Origin of the sequence: Sulfurospirillum oryzae (assembly GCF_025770725.1) — a bacterium.
Classification (GTDB): Bacteria; Campylobacterota; Campylobacteria; order Campylobacterales; family Sulfurospirillaceae; genus Sulfurospirillum; species Sulfurospirillum oryzae.
The window spans coordinates 1-17,687 of the sequence record NZ_JANZKZ010000005.1 but is presented as its reverse complement, the minus strand read 5'-3'; the positions used below and the strand labels follow the sequence as shown (position 1 = coordinate 17,687).

Sequence of the window (17,687 nt, the reverse complement as noted above, 5' to 3'; positions counted from 1 at the left end):
ATTGCCCGGTCTGAGTGCTTATCTTTGCCCTTCCTTTCTTTTTTTCCAAACTTCTTTCATACGTAATCAAAAAAATGCTTATTTCAAGTACAATACGATACTTAAAACTAAGGACACAACTATGCGCTCAATCGGCAACTTTTTATGGTTTATTTTAGGCGGAGTCTTTATGGGTCTTAGCTGGTGGATTGTAGGAGTGTTTGCATTTATAACTATCGTCGGTATTCCTTGGGCAAAAGCCTGTTTTGTGATAGGACAATTTACATTTTTCCCTTTTGGCAAAGAGGCCATCAGCCGCAAAGAACTTTTACATAAAGAAGATGTTGGAACGAGTACCTTTGGTCTTGTCGGTAACATCATTTGGTTTCTCTTCGCAGGTATTTGGTTAGCCCTAGGGCATGTACTCTCAGCCATTGCTTGTTTTGCTTCGATCATTGGGATTCCTTTTGGAATTCAACACCTCAAGCTTGCTGCTATTTCACTTTTTCCTATTGGGCAAACCATTGTCGATAAAGAAGTCGCCGCAGCCGCACGCAAGTACAATGCAGAACAAAATCTAGCCAACATGCGTCAAAACAGCTAAGTTAAACCGATGGAAGAACTTTTTATAACCTGGATGAGGGAGTATGGTTATGCCATACTCTTTTTATGGAGTATTTTAGAAGGAGAAAGCGGTCTTGTCATGGCGGGACTGTTTGCACATACCGGCGACATGCAGCTCTTTACGGCTATTTTTGTAGCAGGGCTCGGCGGTTTTGCGGGCGATCAGCTCTATTTTTACATCGGTAGATTTAACAAAAACTATGTGCATCGCACTTTAAAACAGCAACGACGAAAATTTGCCTTAGCCCATCTTTTGCTCAAAAAGCATGGTTGGCCCATTATCTTTTTACAGCGTTACATGTACGGCCTTCGCACCATCATACCCATTGCCATTGGACTCACAGGTTACGATGCTAAAAAATACGCGCTGATTAACCTCTTTGCTGCATGGTGCTGGAGCAGTGTTGTTATTTTGCCTGTATGGTATTTTGGAAATGAGATTTTAAGTGTGGTGAAATGGGGAAAAGAGCATTGGTACTTCGCACTTCCATTTGTAGGTATTGTGGTAGGAAGCTTCTATTATTATTTTCATACGATCACTGAAAAAACATTCAAACCTAAAATTGACCCAAAAATATAACAGCATTACTCTTTTTTTTGCTAAAATACGCGCGATTTTAGATGATTAAAAAAAGGAGTACCCATGGAAAGCAATGCTATTGAAGAGCACTTAAAACAAGTCGAAGAAGCACTCGAAGAGGTTAAACATAAAGAAGAGGAAGCGGAAGGTTGGCTTTCGTATATTTCACTCAGTACGGCTATCATAGCGATTATAACAGCCCTCGTTGGTTTGTATGAATCACAAATTACCTCTAAAACGATTCTAACCAAAAACGAAGCGGTACTCTACCAAAGTCAAGCATCTGACCAGTGGAATTACTACCAAGCTAAAAGTGTCAAATCGCATATTTATGCGGTTAATGCTGAACTCTTCCCTGAAAAAGCCGAAGATTTTATGAAAAAAGTAGCGGTTTATAAAAAAGAACAAGAAGAGATCAAAGCAGAAGCACAGCGTATAGAAGGGCTGAAAGAATTGCGTAATGAGCAGAGTGATCACTACTATCACATCCACCATATCCTCAGTTTTGCGATTACCTTTTTACAAATTTCCATCGCATTGGCATCGATTTCAGCGTTAACACGCAATAAAAAGTTTTGGTTAGGCTCTTTAGTCCTCAGCAGCATTGGTGCCATGATTGCAGGGTATTGCCTTGTTCTTTAAAAACAGCTCAAAGAGTGCTTTTCGCTCACTTCTTTTTCTCTTTATTCTCGTTTGCTACACAACACTTTTTGGTGTCGAGCGGTACGGAGCGATTGAGATTGGGGGCAAAGGCGTCAAAGGTTATGTGGTCGAAATAGACCACAACCTTGCAACGATTCACTATCGCAATAGCTTTAATACAGCTCCACAAAGTGGCATCAATAGTAACTTTTTTATAAGTCAAGAGATGATCAACCTTGTGAGTGAAGACGTTGCACACCTCAAAACACTCCTAGTGAAAGATCAAAACATATCCGAAAACGAGATATTTATCATCGCCAGTAGTGCTTTAAATAAAATTCACAACAAAGCCGAATTAGAAAAGGGTATCGCCCATAAAACAAACTCCAAACTCTTTTTCATTGATGAGCGAGAAGAGAGTATGTACGCATTTTATGGCTCTGTTCCCAAAGCACAATGGAACAGCTCTTCGATGATAGACATCGGCGGAGGCAACACCAAGGTTGCATGGATCAATGAAAAAAATACCATAGATTTTTTTGAAATTCCCTTAGGTACAGTCTCAACAACACAACAAGCCGATAGACTTGATGCCAACATCTCTTTTGGAGAAAAATGTGCTAATGTCATTAAAAATGAGCTAACCTCTTTTCCCAATGCTGCGACCAAAGAGACGCTTTATGCGAGCGGTGGCATTTTTTGGGCAACGGCTTATTTGAAAACGGGTGGGAAGTTAGAAGCTTTTGTCAGTTTAGAGAAAGAAGATTTTGAGCGCATTATCACAACATTCTCGCACGAACAAGCAGCGTGTACAGATGAGACCTTAGCCCCATGTTTTTTACTGCATTATTATGGTGCTAAAGACCTTATTGCAGGTGCAACGTTGGCAAGAGACACCATCACTAAACTTCATTTTTTTACTCAAAAAATCTATTTTTCAAAAGACGGTGCTTGGGTTATAGGATGGCTGTTACAGCGCTAAAAAACAACCTTTTTTTACACCACTTTTTTTAAAAATGCACTGCCACATTTAGGGCAATTTCCATCCCACTCTAGCAAGTGAGACCCATGGCATTTTTGACATGTAGGTTTATGTAACAGTTTTGGAAGAAGAGAAGTATCATGTTTACGCCCTTTATAAACAAACTGTTTTCCATGTAACCATAGCACTTTTAGTGCTTGGAGCAAAAATCGTTTTGGGTGAGGTTTTTCTTGCAAATGATGGCATCCAAGACAGACCATCCATTTTTTTTGCAAGCTCATGTGGCGGTAGGTACGAGCGAGTGTAATATGTTCTGTTTCATAACTACAAAGAGGACATAAAAGATAATATTTTACTTCCATAAAGTCTCCCTTACAAGCAGTCCCTGCTTCTTGAAGATATTTTATCACTTATTAACTGACCTTATGCACTCAAAGCATTTTAAGTTCCATAGATTAAGTTGCACAAGAAACTAAAATTGGTCGATATAGGTTTAGCTCTAATAAGGAGTAGTACATGGACGCACTAAATAGTAGCATCCCTTCAAGCACAGAAATCTATGCGATGAAGCAAGCAATGAAGGTTCAAGAACAGATGGTTTCAAAAATGTTGGAATCTCTGCCTCAACCAACAGATACTGCATCAACGCAAGTTTCTGGGCTGGCATCGGAAGGCATCGGGTCAAATCTTGATCTGAAAGCGTAACCCAAAGCAGAGATAACCCGTTTGGGTTATCTCAATTTCTTACATGTAAAGCAGTGGCTTGTTTCCAAGAGGTAAAATCTCTGCGATAATAGCACTATAACCTAGCCCTTCATCTTTGAGATTTTGAAGCAGTTTTGGCGCATCTTTTTGAGACACTGCCATCAAAAGACCCCCTGAAGTTTGCGCATCGTACAAGATGATTTCATCCTTATGCGGCACTTTTGCTTCCACTTTAGCACTTAAATAACTTTTGTTATTGTAAGCCCCTGCGGGAATAATACCCATGTCCGCAAGCGCCCTGGCTTCTTCTAAAATCGGAATGTTTTTCATCTCAAAAGCAATGGTAACGCGGTTAAAACTCATCTCATAAGCATGGCCCAAAAGTCCAAAACCTGTCACATCTGTACACGCACTTACATCGTATTTTCTCATGATTTGAGACGCTTTATGGTTCAGTGTTGCTAAGATGGAAGCGACCTTTTCAACCACGGAATTCTCTAGCATATCGGCTTTAATCGCCGTGGTCAAAATGCCCATGCCAAGAGGCTTGGTCAAAATCAGCACATCACCAATGCGAGGCGTATTGTTACGATAAATTTTCTGTGGATGCACAAAGCCTGTCACACTCATGCCATACGTCATTTCAGGTGCTTCGATGGTGTGCCCACCGATGATGATGCCACCGCACTCTTGAACCTTACTTTGTCCACCTGCGAGTATCTCTTTAAGCACTGAACGAGGTTGATGACACCCATCAAAACCTACGATGTTCATCGCCGTAGCGACTTCACCACCCATGGCAAATACATCGCTCAGAGAGTTCGCCGCCGCGATTTGCCCATACACATACGGGTCATCAACCACAGGGGTGATGATGTCTACCGTTTGGACGAGGGCGCGTTCTTCATCAAGATAATAAACACTGGCATCATCACTCGTATCCATGCCGACCAAAACGTTCTCATGCGTGCAAGAAAGCCCACCTATAGCTTCTGTGAGGTCGCCCGGACCCAGCTTGGCAGCGCAACCAGCAGCTTTGACGTATTTGGTCAATTTTGCTTCGTTGTTCATTTAGTACCTTAATTTCAAGCTTCTTGACCATGCAATGCGCAAGAAGCAATATGAGCCTTCCGCTTAGGAAAACCTAGTGTTAGCGTAGCTTGAGAAGCTTTGCTTTGAAAGCGTTATTACAATGAAATAGTGCCTTCTCCACCAAAAAGCATCTCTATGGTGCCAAAAGCATTACCGATTTTGCCCACTTTGAGTTTGTCTGTTACCCCAAAAAATTCCAAACAAACACCGCATGAGTAGATCTCAACGCCTTTAGCTTCAAGGGCTTTAAGCACTTCCATAATAGGCGCACTTTCATCCGCGGTTGTTAAGAGGACGGCTTGATTGACACACACGATACGGTGAGGTAGCTTTGGAAGTTCCAAAGTGGATTTTAAAAAGCCAACAATAAGTTTCGCGCCCAGTTCGCCCTCGCCTACTTTATCGCTTTTCAGAAACAAGGTTTTGTCTAAAAATGGCTCATCTTTAGCATCCACAACCGTTTTACATGTAAAGCCCTTGACAATGGTGATAAGCGTTTTACCCTCATCCAAATCTTGTGCTCTTACATCAAATCCACCGTTTTGAGCAAAACGCATCACATTCTCTTTGGATGCCATAGAATTGACAACAACTTCCAATACAGAATCATTTGGCAATGTTTCTAACGCTTTTTTGGTTTGTAAAACGGGCTCTGGACATGCCAAGCCACTACAATCTATTTTCATGATTTTCTCCAGTAAGTGATTAAGTTAGTCTAAGCCTTAGACCTTAAAAAGAGAGGGAAGAGAGGATAAAACCTCTTTTATTTTGCATTCATTATTTTTTCAACCCATGCACTTGCTTTTTCAACACTGTCAAATTTATGGCTTTTTGCCACTTGATTTTGACCTTCGTAAAAACGAACACGGATGCCATCTTGAACCTCATCAATTTTGATGCGCGTAATACGATCTGCATTGAGGTAAACTCTCTCGTTTAATTTTACAAACATAGTAACTCCTTTATCTTTCTTTATGAGTCCTATTCTAGCACGATTTTGGTAAAATTTAGATACGTGCTTCACGCATAAATTGCTCAAATTCCACAGCAGGAAGTGCTTTGGCAAAAAGATACCCTTGCATTTCAAAGCATCCTGCCTCTTGCAAAAAGCTCTTTTGTTCTTCTGTTTCAACACCTTCTGCAATAACAGTTTTATCCAACCCTTGAGAAAGGCTAATAATCGTTTTAACAATCTGTTTATCTTCATGGCTTGCAGGTATGCCTCGAATAAAAGATTGATCAATCTTTATTTTATCAAGTGGCAATGTTTTCAAGTACGATAAAGAGGAGTAACCTGTACCAAAATCATCAATGGAAATACGCACACCCAATGAACGAAGCGTGTTGAGCACCCTTGTTGTATAATCAGGATTTTCCACGATAATGCGCTCAGTAATTTCAAGCTCAATGGTATTTGGGTCAATCGCATACGTCTCAAGTAAACCTGTTATTATCGCAACTAAATCTGTGTGGTAAATCTGTTTTGCCGCAATATTAATCGCTAAAATATCAGGAGCAACTCCACTTTGTAGCCATTTTGACTGCTGTATAAATGCCTCTTTCAAAACCCAATTGCCCAGTGGTAAAATAAGCCCTGTCTCTTCAGATAAAGGGATAAACTTTGCAGGACTGACGTTGCCTAAAATATTATCGTTCCACCTTAGCAACGCCTCAGCACCTGTAATTTTACCGCTATTAACGTCCACTTGTGGCTGATAATACAAAACCAACTCTTCTTTATCAATGGCTCTTCGCAAATGACTCTCCATCTGAAGCCTCTCAATGGAAGCTTCGGTCATGGACTGATTATAAAATTGAAATGTATTTTTACCTTTATTTTTGGCTATATACATCGCGGTATCAGCATTTCGTAAAAGTGACTCAGCATCTTTGGCATCTTTAGGAAAAAGACTAATGCCAATGCTACACGTCAAATACATCTCTGTTGCATAAATTAAAAGGGGCTTTTGAATGGTAGCAACAATGCTTTGTACCAAATGCTCTATCTCTTCGTTTGTTTTATCTTCCACAATCAGCGTAAACTCATCGCCTCCAAGCCGTGCAATAAGCGCATCATGAGCTGCAATGGTATTGAGTCGCTCGGCAATTTCACATAAGACCATATCTCCCACACTATGCCCATAAGAGTCGTTGATCTCCTTAAAACGATCCAAATCAATAAATAAAAGCCCTACACGTAAGTCTTGCTGTTGCGCTTTTTCCAACGTTTTTTCTAAAATAGTGATAAACTGAGCGCGATTGGCAAGCTTTGTAAGATAGTCATGATACGCTGTATAATCAAGCTTCTCCCTTTGATCTTCAAGCTTTTTCTCGATTTTACCGATGGTGTACCATAGAATGGTTCCCACTGTCAGGGTGAATATAAAGGCTAAAAGAGGAATGGCAACGACCATGTTTTTAGTGTTTTTAAGTTTTACATTACTCTCATTTTGAATCTGTATATCGAGGCCACAGAGCTCATCCAGTAAAAAATCTTCATACTGTTTCAGATAATCAATCGCACTAATCAAATCGCGTACCGCAATATAATAAGGACTGGTTTCGTTGGCATTCAGCCCTTCACCTAAACGACGTAAGAGCGATTTTTCCATAATATTTTTTTCATCAAAAAGGGGACTTTGCAGTTGGGTACTGACACTTAACTTTGCAACATGAATGCTTTGCAACAAATCGTCAATATCATTCGAATGAAAAAGAGCAATCTCTTGCAAAGCATTGAGTCGTTGTGTAAATTTCTCAAAAGAGCTTTCCCACGTAATGACTTCTTTGTGAATTTGGTTTGTAACCAAAAGGTTTTCTGTGTTGTATTTGAGTGTGAAAAGGGCATCGTAGGCATTTTTACTAATCTGCTGATGGTTTTTAATGGTCTCATAATTAAATAATAAACCTACTAAAATAGCCCCGCTCATAATCGTACCGATCAGCAATACAGCAAAGCTATACAAAGCTAATCGTTGAATGCTTAATGGTTGCATCATAGGTTTAATGCCGCTTTATACGACATAATTTGTTTCTCCCTACCTATTCGATCCGTGATTACATCCCACTCTTTGGCAATGGTATCTAGCGCTTCTTTGGGCGACATGTTGCCGATTAACGCCTGATAAATATACTTATCCGCAACTTGATAATAATGAGCAGCCCCTGCAATCGTAATATCATGCTCCACATTGGTATTTTGAAGAGAAATCGCAATCGTTTCCAAATAAGCTTTTGCATCTTCCGTAGAAAAGCCGCTTTGATTCCAATTTTCGGGATTCTTAAAGTGCGAGTAACGAGAAGGATTGACAGCAACACCGCTCATTGCGGTCAGCTTTTTAGTCATTTGGGCCGATGTCATGTGAGAAGCAAACGCAAAAGCAAGTTCTTTATGTTTTGAATTTTTATTGACCAAAAACATCCAATTCCCACTAATGGAAGCCACCTGATTGAAACGCTCATCCCACTGATGTGTGCGGGAATTGTACACTTTGGTACTGGCGGGGATTTGTGCATACCCTACCTTGTCTTTGACAATAGAAACAGGAGAATCAACCGCATGCACACCCATATCCGCCCAATCAAGTGCCATAGCAACTTCGCCAGAGACGAAATTGTCACGAACATCGTGTCCTGCAAAATTGACCATACCAGGAGGTCCAAACTTCGTCAAGGCGATATATTCTTCTAAAGCTTTTAAAAACCCTGGGTTATTAATGCGTGGTTTCATAGTATCTGGGTCAAAATAATAGGCTTTATCATCGGGATGTTTAGCATAAGCGGCGGCGGCGGCAAAGAACTGAAGCATCGCAATATCGCCTTGGACTCTAAGTCCCGCAAATCCATACCTTTTTTTACCACTTCCATCCCAATCCCAACCGTTAAAAAAAGCCGCTATGTCATTAAACTCATCCCACGTTTTTGGAGGGGCTAAGTCATAGCCATGCAAAGCTTTAAACTTCTCTTGATACATGTGGTTTTCAAAAATGTCTTTTCGGTAATAAAGATTGATGCAGTCACCATCATAAGGAAATCCATACGTCACGCCATTCCATGAAAGAACTGTATTGCGATAAATGGGCAAAACATCATTCCAATCAAGCTGTTTTTTAATGGCTTCAGGAATAGGCTCAATCAGATTATTACCCAAAAGTGTACCATTCCACATAGAAATAACCACATAAATGTCAAACTCTTTACTGCCCTGCGCAATTGACTCATCGATTCTGCGAATGGTCTCATCCCAACTCGGGGTCAATACTCGCACTTTTGCACCTGTTTCAGATTCAAACAAAGGTGCTTCATCTTGAATGGGACCGCGAATCAAACGAGCATGAAGTTGAGGAACAATTAGTGTAATCGTCTGATTTTCAAACGGTTTCTTAGAAGTTGTGGTTTTTTCTTTATGGTCACATCCCATAAAGCTGCTTACCAAGACCATGGTTGTGGCTAAAAAAATTATTTTTTTCAAAAAAAAGAGCATGTTACATCTCCTAAAACGAATCAAACTTATTATAACTCAATTTTTCACAAAAATTTTTATAACCTTTTTTTCCAATTAGTTTGTGTTATACTTCAAAAAACCTATTACACACGCTCTATACAAAGGATATCCCATGCGCCGCTTTGGTTGGATTGTTCTTTTTTGTTATACTTTTTTTTCTTTTTCAAACGCAGACACCCTCACTACGATTCTTGAGACAAAAAAAATACGTGTCTGCATTTGGCCAGAATACTATAGCATCTCTTACGTCAATCCTAGAACACAAGAACTGATTGGCATTGATGTGGATTTAGCCAAAGAATTTGCTAAAGAATTAGGTGTAAGCCTTGCCTTTAAAGAGAGCTCATTTGCGACACTTATCCAAGATATTAACTCAAAAAAATGTGACATTGCTATGTTTGCCATCGGACATACCGATGAGCGAAAAGAAAAACTAGCCCTTACCACACCGCACCTTGCGAGCGACATTTACGCCATTACCTCCAAAAGCAATAAACGTATCCAAACATGGGATGACATCGATCAAACGGGTGTCATTGTAGCTGTTGCCAAAGGCACCTATCATGTTGCACTCATGCAAAAGAGTCTTCAAAGAGCCAAACTTTTAGTGGTTGACTCACTGCATGCAAGAGAGCAAGAGGTTGAAGCAGGGCGAGCGGATGTTTTTATGACAGACTATCCTTTTGGTATCCGAATGATTGAAGAGAAAGAGTGGGCAAAACTCATCAAACCAACGAAGCCATTTCATATTACCCCTTATGGTTGGGCAATTGCACAAAACGAACCTGCATTTCAAGGAAAAGTGGAAACTTTTATTCACGCAATCAAACACGATGGTAGGCTCTTAGAAGCTGCTAAACGCCATCATTTAGAACCCATTATTTACGAAAAGTAGGTTCTTATGATCAAAAATATTTTGCCCGAAAAAAAAATCGTACGGTATCTAGCAGTAAGTCTTGCCATCGTTATCATTATTGTCGGAACGGTTTTTGTGGCACTCTCTTCCTTGCGTCAAGAGGCTATTCAAACACACCGCCATATTGCTAATCTTCATGCCAATACGCTCGAAGAACACTTTTCACAAATACTTCAACATGTCAGTTTAACAATGGATCGTATCCCTTTACTCAGCAATGAAGGACCTTCGCAAGAGGGACTCGCCCCTGTTTTTATAGAACTCTTGCACAATGCGCCTGATCTTAGATCCCTATCGCTCTTAAATGATGAGGGTGTGATCATCGCAAGCTCAAATGAGGCAAATATTGGGAAACACATTCCGTTGGACAATTTCATTCCTGTTCCTTTTGGCGATGTTCCATTGTTACGCATTGGTGTTCCCTGGGCAGGAAGAGATTTTGAGAACGCACGTCAAAGCACAATGCAAACGCCTATTCCTTCACAAGAAATTAGTTTTTTACCCTTACTGAAAAAAGTTTTTTTTGAAAAGAAACTCTATTACATCATTGCCAATCTCAACACAGATTATTTGAGCAATCATTACACATCCATTCTTCCTCTTGAGCAAGGTGTCGTCTCTTTATGGAGGCTCGATGGTATTTTGCTCTTTTCTACGGATCCTAAATGCCTATTAGGTGCTTCACATTACACCGTATCTCACCCTATGGATCATGAAGATTTTTTTCTCCATGCTCAGACGCATGAACATCCCGTTTTAAATGTTTTTCGTCTCGCAAAGCTTCTACCTTTTGTCGTCGAGATTCAAACCGATGAAGCTTATGCCCTTGGATATTGGGACAAAGAACGCGCAAAAGTACTTTGGATCACTGCACTTTTGATTGTCCTTTCAGGAGGACTTGCGCTTATTTTGATTGTGCGTTATTATCAAGAGAATGAACGCCAAAAAAGACAGCTCTCTTACGAAAAACAGTTCCGTGTTGCCATGGAGGCGACACAAACAGGACTTTGGACATGGGATCTTCAGATCGACCGTATTACGTGGGATCCACAATGTTTTTTACTTTTAGGTTATCCACCAAATGCGTTTGAGCCTTCGTGGGATAAAATTTGTGACTTGACCCATCCTAATGAATCAAGTACCATGCTCTTATCGATCAAAGAACAACTTCTTGCACGCGACACTTTTTTAATTGAACGTCGAATGAAAACAGCCCAAGGGATATGGGTCTGGATTCAAGTACGCGGTAAAGCCATCGAGTTTTCACCCTCCCATGAACCTCGCTTACTCACAGGTGTATACATCAATATTGATACCCAAAAAAGAGCCGAACAGCTCCATCTCTCCGCTGTTGCTTTTGAGACACAAGAGGCAATTTTGATTACTGATGTGCATGAAAAAATACTCAAAGTCAACGAAGCGTTTACACGTATTACAGGCTACAGTGATACTGAAATCATTGGTAAAACACCTCGCATCTTACACTCAGGGTACCATGACAAAGCTTTTTATGAACTCATGTGGAAAGCGTTGATCGAGCAAGGTTTTTGGCAAGGTGACCTTTGGAACAAACGCAAAAATGGGGAAATTTATGCAGAGTCTTTAACGATTACTGCTATTCGCAACGATAAAGGAAAAACAACGCATTACATCGCCAATTTTAATGATATAACAACGCATAAAGTCGCTCAACAGCAGATTCAAGAACTTGCCTATTACGATCCGCTTACGCGTCTTGCCAATCGCAGATTGCTCGATGAGATGCTTGCCCAAACCATACGTCATAGTATTGATGAAAAACATTTTGGGGCACTCCTTTTTATTGATCTGGATCGCTTTAAAGAGCTTAACGATAAGCATGGACACGATGCAGGCGACATGCTTCTCATTCAAGCCGCTTCGAGACTTAAAGAAACCGTTAGAGAAAGCGATCTTGTTGTTCGACTTGGGGGTGATGAGTTTATTATCTTGCTTAAAAATCTTGGCAACCAAAAAGCCATTGCACGCAATCTAACCCAAAGTATTGCCAAAAAAGTTCTCTTACTTTTATGCGAACCTTACGCACTTGCTCATGGAAACTATCTGTTAGGTGCTAGCATTGGTTGTACCATTTTTGGTAATGATGCTGTAACTAAAGATGCCGCCATACTCATTAAAGAGGCGGATCTTGCGATGTATAAAGCCAAAGAAAAAGGGCGCAACCAGATCTGTTTTTATGAAGCATCCGCGCTTTAAAATCTTTACATGTAAAGGAAAACCATTGATGAAAGTTTATGGCATTTTACTAGCCCTGATCACAACTTCTTTGATAGCCGATCTTGCCTATTTTGAGCATGATGTCAATGTGGCGCAACTTGAGCAATGTAAAGCATTTTTTACAAAAGAGAAAGATGTTAAGACCATTCACCTGATTAACCATCAAACATTGGAATTAAAAGATGAATATTTGGGTAATGACCAAGAATACAAAACCTTACTTTACACACTCAAAGGCTGCTTCTTCAAAGAAAAATATCTCATTTTCAGCGACTTTATGCCCGATAGCGAAGCATACCATGCCCTTGATCTGCGCGATGGAAAAGAGATACCGCTTGATGGCATGACTAACCTTTCTCCCAATAAGCACTACTTCGTCACTGAAGCCGACGAATCTCCACGTATCAGCGTTTATGTGTTAAGCGAAGAGCGCATTGTCAAACTCTTCACACATAAATACCCCGCACATTGTGTCGTACAACATACCTTATGGCTGGATGATCAATCGTTAAGCTTTGAAGTTGAATGTGATGGGTTGTTTGATAGTGATACAAATACGACCAAAGAGGAAACAAAAGAGACGTTCAAGCTGATTCAAAAAGAGCTTAAATGGGAAATTATCAGCCAATAAGAACAATGCATCGTCTCTCGATCAAAACGACGCATTGTTAGAGTCTTAACGAAGTCTATTGTTGATAAATCGTACCGTTAAAAAGACAAGAATGGAGAGAATGATCATCACGCCAGCAACAGGTGCTGAGTAGCTCAACCCAAAACTGGTGAAGCGATCATAAATCAGTACAGGTGCGGTCATTGGATGATAAACCAAAATGACAACAGCACCAAACTCACCAAGTCCTCTTCCCCACATCATCAAACAGCCATTGACAATGTCTTTTTTAGCATTGGGAACAGAGATGGCAAAGAAAACGTGCATGGGACTAGCCCCAAGGGTGCGTGCAACTTTTTCCAATTTGACATCGACTTTTTTAAAGCCCTCTTTCGCGCCATTGATAAGAAACGTTGCGGAGAGAAACATCATGGCGATCATAATGCCCGCTTCCGTACCAATAAATTTAATACCCAAACCACTAAAAAATTCTCCAATATAGCCGCTGCCAAAAGCGACCAAAAGCGCAATGCCCGCTGCCGTATGCGGAATCATAATAGGTATATCTACCAAGGTTTCCAAAAAAGACCTTCCAAAAAATTCATACCGCGCAATGAGGTATGCCAAAGGAAGCCCTGTAAAAAGTGCAAACATGGTTGAGAAAAGCGAAACTTTCATCGTTAAAATGACTGAGGCTGAAACGTCAGCTTCTTGAATGGTTTTAAGCAATGTCCCCACGTCATTTCCAATGAGCATCTTAAACAGAGGTGCGGTTAAAAAGAAGAGCATAATAAGCCCCAAAAGGACTAAAATGATTGTAAACTTGTGTCTCATAGGTAGCACACATCCTTTCGATTAAACCCTATCACGATTTTTTCACCTCGATCAATCGCGCATCCTTCGTGTTCTCGTTTCATGATTTTAACAAAAAATTGATTTTCGCCCACAGAGACAAAAAGTTTAAAATGATCGACAATGCCCATACACTCATCCAATTTACCCTCATACACAAAATCACAGTTGATGTCATGCTCTTTGGAAACAAGAATTTCATTAGGATCAATTGAGAAAAGCCTTGAAGAATCATCCCCCAATAAAGAAGCAGGAAAGATGTTTTTAAAGCCTAAAAATTCTGCTACTTTGAGACTTGCAGGATGAGAGAGCACTTCATTGGTCGAGCCAACTTGCTGAACACATCCGTCCATGACTATCGCAATTCGATCGGCTAAATAAGAGGCTTCACGGAAATTGTGCGTTACATGTAACGTGGTTAAACCATAACGTCTGTGAATGTCTTTGAGAAATTTCATAATGGCATTACGAAACGTCGGATCAATAGCACTGAGTGGCTCATCAAGGAGTAAAATTTTAGGACGGGCAAAGATAGCACGTGCTATAGCGATGCGCTGTTTTTCACCACCCGAGAGATTATCGATGCGGCGATTTAAAAGTTTTTCTAAACCTAAAAAATTGACTAAATCTTCAAAAAGAGACTCCGCCTCTTCGATAGATTTGTAACGACTTGCAAAACGTATATTTTGCTCTACGGTAAGGTTTGGGAAAAGAGCAAAATCTTGATAGACAAAGCCAACGGATCGCTCTTCAGGAACTTTACATGTAATGTCTTCATTGTTGTAAAGCAGTTTTCCACCCACTTTGTGAAGCCCTGCGATGGACTCTAGAATGACCGTTTTGCCAGCACCACTATGCCCTAAAATAACGAAGTATTCGCCCTCACCCACATCAAAGCTAATATCTTGAAGATGAAACGCCCCTACTTTACATGTAAGGGCTTGCAGAGAGAGAAAACTCATTTTTTTCCAAGAATAGAGCTGTCGCCAGTGATAATCGGAGGATTGAGTGCATCTTGTCCATTTTTCTTCATAATCGCTTGACCTTCTGGAGAAAGCACAAAGTTTACAAATGCAACAGCACCTGCTTTATTGGCTGGTGAATTTTTGTTTTCAAAAACACTAATGCCATAAACCATTGGAGCGCCGATTTGTCTTTCAACTTCACCCGGTTTTTTACCATCAATGTCAAAAGAAACTTCAGAATAGACGTTGTCATATTTCGCACTTTTCAGTGAAATCGCCTCTGGAAGGGTGATATATTTAAGATTGTGCTGGTCTGCTACGGATTTGTAAATGAAAAGATAGTCGTATTGACCCGCTTCTAAAAGTCCCAAAAGATCAGTCTCTTTTGGTCTGACCACGACTTTATTTTGATTCTCTTCGCCTACTTCATAGTGACTGCCGTATCCAAAAAGTTTGTTGAAAAAGCCCTCTTTTTGGTAGTATTTTTCAGCAAGCATGGTTACAAGCATTGAACGGTAACCGCATGGGTCAACATTTGGATTGGCATGTCCTACTTTTACGCCCTCTTTAAGGAAAATATCGGGCCAATTCTTATCGTTGATCTCTTTAGCAAATTTTGATTTGTCGGTGTAGGCAATGATCATTTCATTGGTTGCAAATTGCGCGTTGAATTTAGCATGGTTAGGAATAAGCATATTATCAATCACTTGGTAATCCGCACTTCCAATAACATCCGCCGCTTTGCCAAGGTCAGTCACTTTACGCGCTGCTGCAATACTACCACTTGGTTCGCGTTGGACATCATACTGAGGATATTTTTCTTCAAACGCTTTTTCGATCTCCGCAAATGGAACCGAAAGGCTTCCTGCATGTAAAACAATGATAGGCTCTTTTGCCATCAACATACTAAGCGCCAATCCGCTTAACAACAACATTTTTCTCATTTATGCTCCTTATGATATGTGTATTTTTTGCATATTCTTAGTCAAATTTCTGTTAAAAACCAATACTTTATCTTAGAAAAGATTTTACATTAATTCCATAGCACAAAAATAGCCTAGAGCATTTATTCCCCAAACTCTTTTTTATTTCTAGGCTTTAAAAACAACTCTTTGAAACGCTCATTGGCATAAGCTTCAATATCCGCTTGAAGTTTGCGGTAATTGTCCATATATTCACGAGCAACGGGTGTGAGCGTTGTCCCCGCATCTTCTCCACCGCCTTGTCTTGTTTGCACCATCGTATCGTTGATATTTTTTTGTAAAATTTTGATGTGTGTCCACGCTTTTTTATAGTTCATCCCGATTTTTTCAGATGCTTTAGAGATAGATCCTTCTTGCTCGATCAGCTCTAAAATCTCCGTTTTACCTTTTCCAAAAAGAAGTTCACCCTCTGCATTTTCGATCCATGTTTTGGTTTTTACATACAAACGAGGACGTTTTTTTTCGGTAAAACAACCCAAACTACAGTAGGTCACGTCAATGTTTTTTTCTTTGAGTGTACCTCTGATTTTTTTAAGTCCGATGCCTCCTGCTTGGGATCTTGCATCTTTACATGTAACGCGATTTTGATCATCCAAAAGTGGTGTAAGACGGTTCAAGGCTTCAAGATCAAAAACGCCCTCCTCTATCTTCCCAAACTGACCAAGTTCACAACTATCAATGCGAATATCCATAGCTTTTGCAGTATCACCCACTTCACGTATTGGGCATTTTAACTTAGCGGCAATTTTATAAGCATCAGAACAATCCAGCTTGCCTTTATCATTCAAATACTGTTTAATCAACTCTTCCATCTCAGACACGTCCTACTCCTTTACAACGATTCGCCTTGGGTGACGGTAAACATTCATCGTATCTCCACGCACAAAACCAATCAGGGTCAATCCAAATTTTTCAGCGATCATCAAACCCAAACAGGTCGATGCTGTACGTGATGCCAAAATAGGAATTTGGTGCATGACCGCTTTAGCAACCATCTCCGAAGAGAGCCTTCCACTTACCATCAAAAAGGCATTACTCACATCAATGCCTGCCATTTGTGCTTTACCAACAACTTTATCAATCGTATTGTGTTGGGCAATATCTTCGCCGATAAAATAAGTCTTTTCATCGGTAAAAAGTTTTGCAGTATGCACACAACCGGTTTGCTCATACAAAGGACACTCCGTATAAAACTGGCTCATCGCTGTGCTTAAACGATCACTGCTAATGGTAAAATCGCTTTTAATCACTTTAGCCTCAATCGCTTCGGGATCAATGTTTGCCGTCATACTTTTACCACAACCGCTAATAACCACACCCTCAGCATTAAGCTTTTTAATGTTCGCTTCGTTGACTTTCGCTTCGATTTCGACACGCATACCATCGTTTAGAAGCTTGAGGGAAGTGACATCGCTAAAATTCTCAATGATGTTTTCACTCATCAAATACCCAATAGCAAGGGCTTCTTGATCCACAGGTGTTGCCATAACAGCACCCACTTTAGCACCATTGACGTAGAGCTCTAACTTGATCTCACGAACAAGTGTGTCTTCTCGCTCAAACTTCTCTTTACCTTTAATCTTGGTGATCGTCGTTTTAAAAACTGGTTCCATACGATTCCTTTAACGTGCTTCTTTTGCATATTTTAGCATTAAAAAAATAAAGAAAGGTACAAGAAAATTATCTCTCTTGTACCTTTACATGTAAACACTTTTTCTGCCTCGCAAGAGGCAAGCTTTTCAGAGAAACTTCGTTTTGTGACCTAGTGTCTAACGTAGACTCTTGAGCTTTGCCCAAGAGTCGTTGTAAAATCAAAACTTACCCTGATCTTTAAGCTTCTTATACCATGTACTGTGAAGAATCTTCACTTCTTCTTCTTCAACATACCCTGTAATAATACTCTGCACTGCTCCTTTAATAGCGAACATAGACATATACACATGGGTAATAAAGAGTGCTACCACGGCAAATCCCATCACATTATGAATGATTGCTGC

At 40.2% G+C, this 17,687-nt stretch carries 19 protein-coding genes and 1 pseudogene; 8 read left to right on the top strand and 12 right to left on the bottom strand.

Going from position 1 to position 17,687, the window contains the following annotated elements; all coding sequences use genetic code 11:
• Positions 1 to 121 precede the first annotated feature (121 nt).
• The 4 genes from N0B29_RS11330 (at position 122) to N0B29_RS11315 (ending at position 2,807) form a co-directional block, all read left to right on the top strand.
• Positions 122 to 583 carry a YccF domain-containing protein gene (locus N0B29_RS11330; RefSeq protein WP_263833843.1) on the top strand — a complete coding sequence of 154 codons (462 nt, stop codon included), beginning with the start codon at positions 122 to 124 and terminating at the stop codon, positions 581 to 583.
• 9 nt (positions 584 to 592) lie between these two features.
• Positions 593 to 1,183 carry a DedA family protein gene (locus N0B29_RS11325; protein ID WP_263833842.1) on the top strand — a complete coding sequence of 197 codons (591 nt, stop codon included), beginning with the start codon at positions 593 to 595 and terminating at the stop codon, positions 1,181 to 1,183.
• A gap of 63 nt (positions 1,184 to 1,246) precedes the next feature.
• A complete protein-coding gene (locus N0B29_RS11320; RefSeq protein WP_263833841.1) occupies positions 1,247 to 1,825 on the top strand; it encodes a DUF4337 domain-containing protein in 579 nt (192 codons plus the stop codon).
• The gene (locus N0B29_RS11315; protein ID WP_263833840.1) at positions 1,815 to 2,807 is read left to right on the top strand and encodes a Ppx/GppA phosphatase family protein; all 993 of its coding nucleotides are present in this window, start codon (positions 1,815 to 1,817) and stop codon (positions 2,805 to 2,807) included. Before N0B29_RS11320 ends, N0B29_RS11315 begins: the two co-directional genes overlap by 11 nt.
• A 14-nt stretch (positions 2,808 to 2,821) precedes the next feature.
• Here the strand turns inward: N0B29_RS11315 and N0B29_RS11310 are convergent, their stop codons facing one another.
• Complete coding sequence (locus tag N0B29_RS11310) at positions 2,822 to 3,169, bottom strand: hypothetical protein (protein WP_263833839.1); 348 nt, start codon at positions 3,167 to 3,169, stop codon at positions 2,822 to 2,824.
• A 154-nt stretch (positions 3,170 to 3,323) separates the two neighbouring features.
• Between N0B29_RS11310 and N0B29_RS11305 the strand changes: the two genes are divergently transcribed.
• A complete protein-coding gene (locus N0B29_RS11305) occupies positions 3,324 to 3,512 on the top strand; it encodes a hypothetical protein (protein ID WP_263833838.1) in 189 nt (62 codons plus the stop codon).
• 39 nt (positions 3,513 to 3,551) lie between these two features.
• Here N0B29_RS11305 and selD read toward each other — a convergent pair whose 3' ends face one another.
• The 5 genes from selD to N0B29_RS11280 form a co-directional block, all read right to left on the bottom strand.
• Positions 3,552 to 4,583 (bottom strand): selenide, water dikinase SelD, encoded by a 1,032-nt coding sequence (selD, locus tag N0B29_RS11300; protein ID WP_263833837.1) that lies wholly within the window; start codon positions 4,581 to 4,583, stop codon positions 3,552 to 3,554.
• 116 nt (positions 4,584 to 4,699) lie between these two features.
• A complete protein-coding gene (gene yedF / locus N0B29_RS11295; RefSeq protein WP_263833836.1) occupies positions 4,700 to 5,290 on the bottom strand; it encodes a sulfurtransferase-like selenium metabolism protein YedF in 591 nt (196 codons plus the stop codon).
• A gap of 77 nt (positions 5,291 to 5,367) precedes the next feature.
• Complete coding sequence (locus N0B29_RS11290; RefSeq protein WP_263833835.1) at positions 5,368 to 5,556, bottom strand: sodium-dependent tyrosine transporter; 189 nt, start codon at positions 5,554 to 5,556, stop codon at positions 5,368 to 5,370.
• A 55-nt stretch (positions 5,557 to 5,611) separates the two neighbouring features.
• A complete protein-coding gene (locus tag N0B29_RS11285; RefSeq protein ID WP_263833834.1) occupies positions 5,612 to 7,603 on the bottom strand; it encodes a putative bifunctional diguanylate cyclase/phosphodiesterase in 1,992 nt (663 codons plus the stop codon).
• Positions 7,600 to 9,087 (bottom strand): extracellular solute-binding protein, encoded by a 1,488-nt coding sequence (locus N0B29_RS11280; RefSeq protein WP_263833833.1) that lies wholly within the window; start codon positions 9,085 to 9,087, stop codon positions 7,600 to 7,602. Before N0B29_RS11280 ends, N0B29_RS11285 begins: the two co-directional genes overlap by 4 nt.
• A gap of 133 nt (positions 9,088 to 9,220) precedes the next feature.
• Between N0B29_RS11280 and N0B29_RS11275 the strand changes: the two genes are divergently transcribed.
• Genes N0B29_RS11275 through N0B29_RS11265 form a run of 3 tightly spaced genes read left to right on the top strand, consistent with a single transcriptional unit; the run spans position 9,221 to position 12,911 of the window.
• Positions 9,221 to 10,003, top strand: a complete 783-nt coding sequence (locus tag N0B29_RS11275; RefSeq protein ID WP_263833832.1) for a substrate-binding periplasmic protein — start codon at positions 9,221 to 9,223, stop codon at positions 10,001 to 10,003.
• Positions 10,004 to 10,009: 6 nt separating this feature from the next.
• Positions 10,010 to 12,259 carry a diguanylate cyclase domain-containing protein gene (locus N0B29_RS11270; RefSeq protein ID WP_263833831.1) on the top strand — a complete coding sequence of 750 codons (2,250 nt, stop codon included), beginning with the start codon at positions 10,010 to 10,012 and terminating at the stop codon, positions 12,257 to 12,259.
• A 25-nt stretch (positions 12,260 to 12,284) separates the two neighbouring features.
• Positions 12,285 to 12,911 carry a hypothetical protein gene (locus tag N0B29_RS11265; RefSeq protein ID WP_263833830.1) on the top strand — a complete coding sequence of 209 codons (627 nt, stop codon included), beginning with the start codon at positions 12,285 to 12,287 and terminating at the stop codon, positions 12,909 to 12,911.
• Between the two features lie 45 nt (positions 12,912 to 12,956).
• Here the strand turns inward: N0B29_RS11265 and N0B29_RS11260 are convergent, their stop codons facing one another.
• The 6 genes and pseudogenes from N0B29_RS11260 to N0B29_RS11235 all read right to left on the bottom strand — a co-directional run.
• Complete coding sequence (locus N0B29_RS11260; protein WP_263833829.1) at positions 12,957 to 13,724, bottom strand: ABC transporter permease; 768 nt, start codon at positions 13,722 to 13,724, stop codon at positions 12,957 to 12,959.
• On the bottom strand, positions 13,721 to 14,704 hold the full coding sequence (locus N0B29_RS11255) for an ABC transporter ATP-binding protein (protein ID WP_263833828.1): 984 nt from the start codon (positions 14,702 to 14,704) through the stop codon (positions 13,721 to 13,723). Before N0B29_RS11255 ends, N0B29_RS11260 begins: the two co-directional genes overlap by 4 nt.
• Positions 14,701 to 15,651, bottom strand: coding sequence for a tungstate ABC transporter substrate-binding protein WtpA (gene wtpA, locus N0B29_RS11250; protein ID WP_263833827.1), 951 nt, complete (start codon positions 15,649 to 15,651; stop codon positions 14,701 to 14,703). The genes N0B29_RS11255 and wtpA overlap by 4 nt, the downstream gene beginning before the upstream one ends.
• A 122-nt stretch (positions 15,652 to 15,773) precedes the next feature.
• Complete coding sequence (locus N0B29_RS11245) at positions 15,774 to 16,502, bottom strand: winged helix-turn-helix domain-containing protein (protein WP_438874165.1); 729 nt, start codon at positions 16,500 to 16,502, stop codon at positions 15,774 to 15,776.
• Between the two features lie 12 nt (positions 16,503 to 16,514).
• Positions 16,515 to 17,303, bottom strand: coding sequence for a formate dehydrogenase accessory sulfurtransferase FdhD (gene fdhD, locus N0B29_RS11240; protein WP_263833825.1), 789 nt, complete (start codon positions 17,301 to 17,303; stop codon positions 16,515 to 16,517).
• A gap of 198 nt (positions 17,304 to 17,501) precedes the next feature.
• Positions 17,502 to 17,687 (bottom strand): annotated as a pseudogene (locus N0B29_RS11235) (formate dehydrogenase subunit gamma); the annotation flags it as partial.

What these genes read in the sequence shown, in the direction of transcription:
- N0B29_RS11330 (WP_263833843.1), top strand. Translation starts at nt 122, where the DNA reads ATGCGCTCAATCGGCAACTTTTTATGGTTTATTTTAGGCGGAGTCTTT.
- N0B29_RS11325 (WP_263833842.1), top strand. Translation starts at nt 593, where the DNA reads ATGGAAGAACTTTTTATAACCTGGATGAGGGAGTATGGTTATGCCATA.
- N0B29_RS11320 (WP_263833841.1), top strand. Translation starts at nt 1,247, where the DNA reads ATGGAAAGCAATGCTATTGAAGAGCACTTAAAACAAGTCGAAGAAGCA.
- N0B29_RS11310 (WP_263833839.1), bottom strand. Translation starts at nt 3,169, where the DNA reads ATGGAAGTAAAATATTATCTTTTATGTCCTCTTTGTAGTTATGAAACA.
- N0B29_RS11305 (WP_263833838.1), top strand. Translation starts at nt 3,324, where the DNA reads ATGGACGCACTAAATAGTAGCATCCCTTCAAGCACAGAAATCTATGCG.
- selD (WP_263833837.1), bottom strand. Translation starts at nt 4,583, where the DNA reads ATGAACAACGAAGCAAAATTGACCAAATACGTCAAAGCTGCTGGTTGC.
- yedF (WP_263833836.1), bottom strand. Translation starts at nt 5,290, where the DNA reads ATGAAAATAGATTGTAGTGGCTTGGCATGTCCAGAGCCCGTTTTACAA.
- N0B29_RS11290 (WP_263833835.1), bottom strand. Translation starts at nt 5,556, where the DNA reads ATGTTTGTAAAATTAAACGAGAGAGTTTACCTCAATGCAGATCGTATT.
- N0B29_RS11285 (WP_263833834.1), bottom strand. Translation starts at nt 7,603, where the DNA reads ATGATGCAACCATTAAGCATTCAACGATTAGCTTTGTATAGCTTTGCT.
- N0B29_RS11280 (WP_263833833.1), bottom strand. Translation starts at nt 9,087, where the DNA reads ATGCTCTTTTTTTTGAAAAAAATAATTTTTTTAGCCACAACCATGGTC.
- N0B29_RS11275 (WP_263833832.1), top strand. Translation starts at nt 9,221, where the DNA reads ATGCGCCGCTTTGGTTGGATTGTTCTTTTTTGTTATACTTTTTTTTCT.
- N0B29_RS11270 (WP_263833831.1), top strand. Translation starts at nt 10,010, where the DNA reads ATGATCAAAAATATTTTGCCCGAAAAAAAAATCGTACGGTATCTAGCA.
- N0B29_RS11260 (WP_263833829.1), bottom strand. Translation starts at nt 13,724, where the DNA reads ATGAGACACAAGTTTACAATCATTTTAGTCCTTTTGGGGCTTATTATG.
- N0B29_RS11255 (WP_263833828.1), bottom strand. Translation starts at nt 14,704, where the DNA reads ATGAGTTTTCTCTCTCTGCAAGCCCTTACATGTAAAGTAGGGGCGTTT.
- wtpA (WP_263833827.1), bottom strand. Translation starts at nt 15,651, where the DNA reads ATGAGAAAAATGTTGTTGTTAAGCGGATTGGCGCTTAGTATGTTGATG.
- N0B29_RS11245 (WP_438874165.1), bottom strand. Translation starts at nt 16,502, where the DNA reads ATGGAAGAGTTGATTAAACAGTATTTGAATGATAAAGGCAAGCTGGAT.
- fdhD (WP_263833825.1), bottom strand. Translation starts at nt 17,303, where the DNA reads ATGGAACCAGTTTTTAAAACGACGATCACCAAGATTAAAGGTAAAGAG.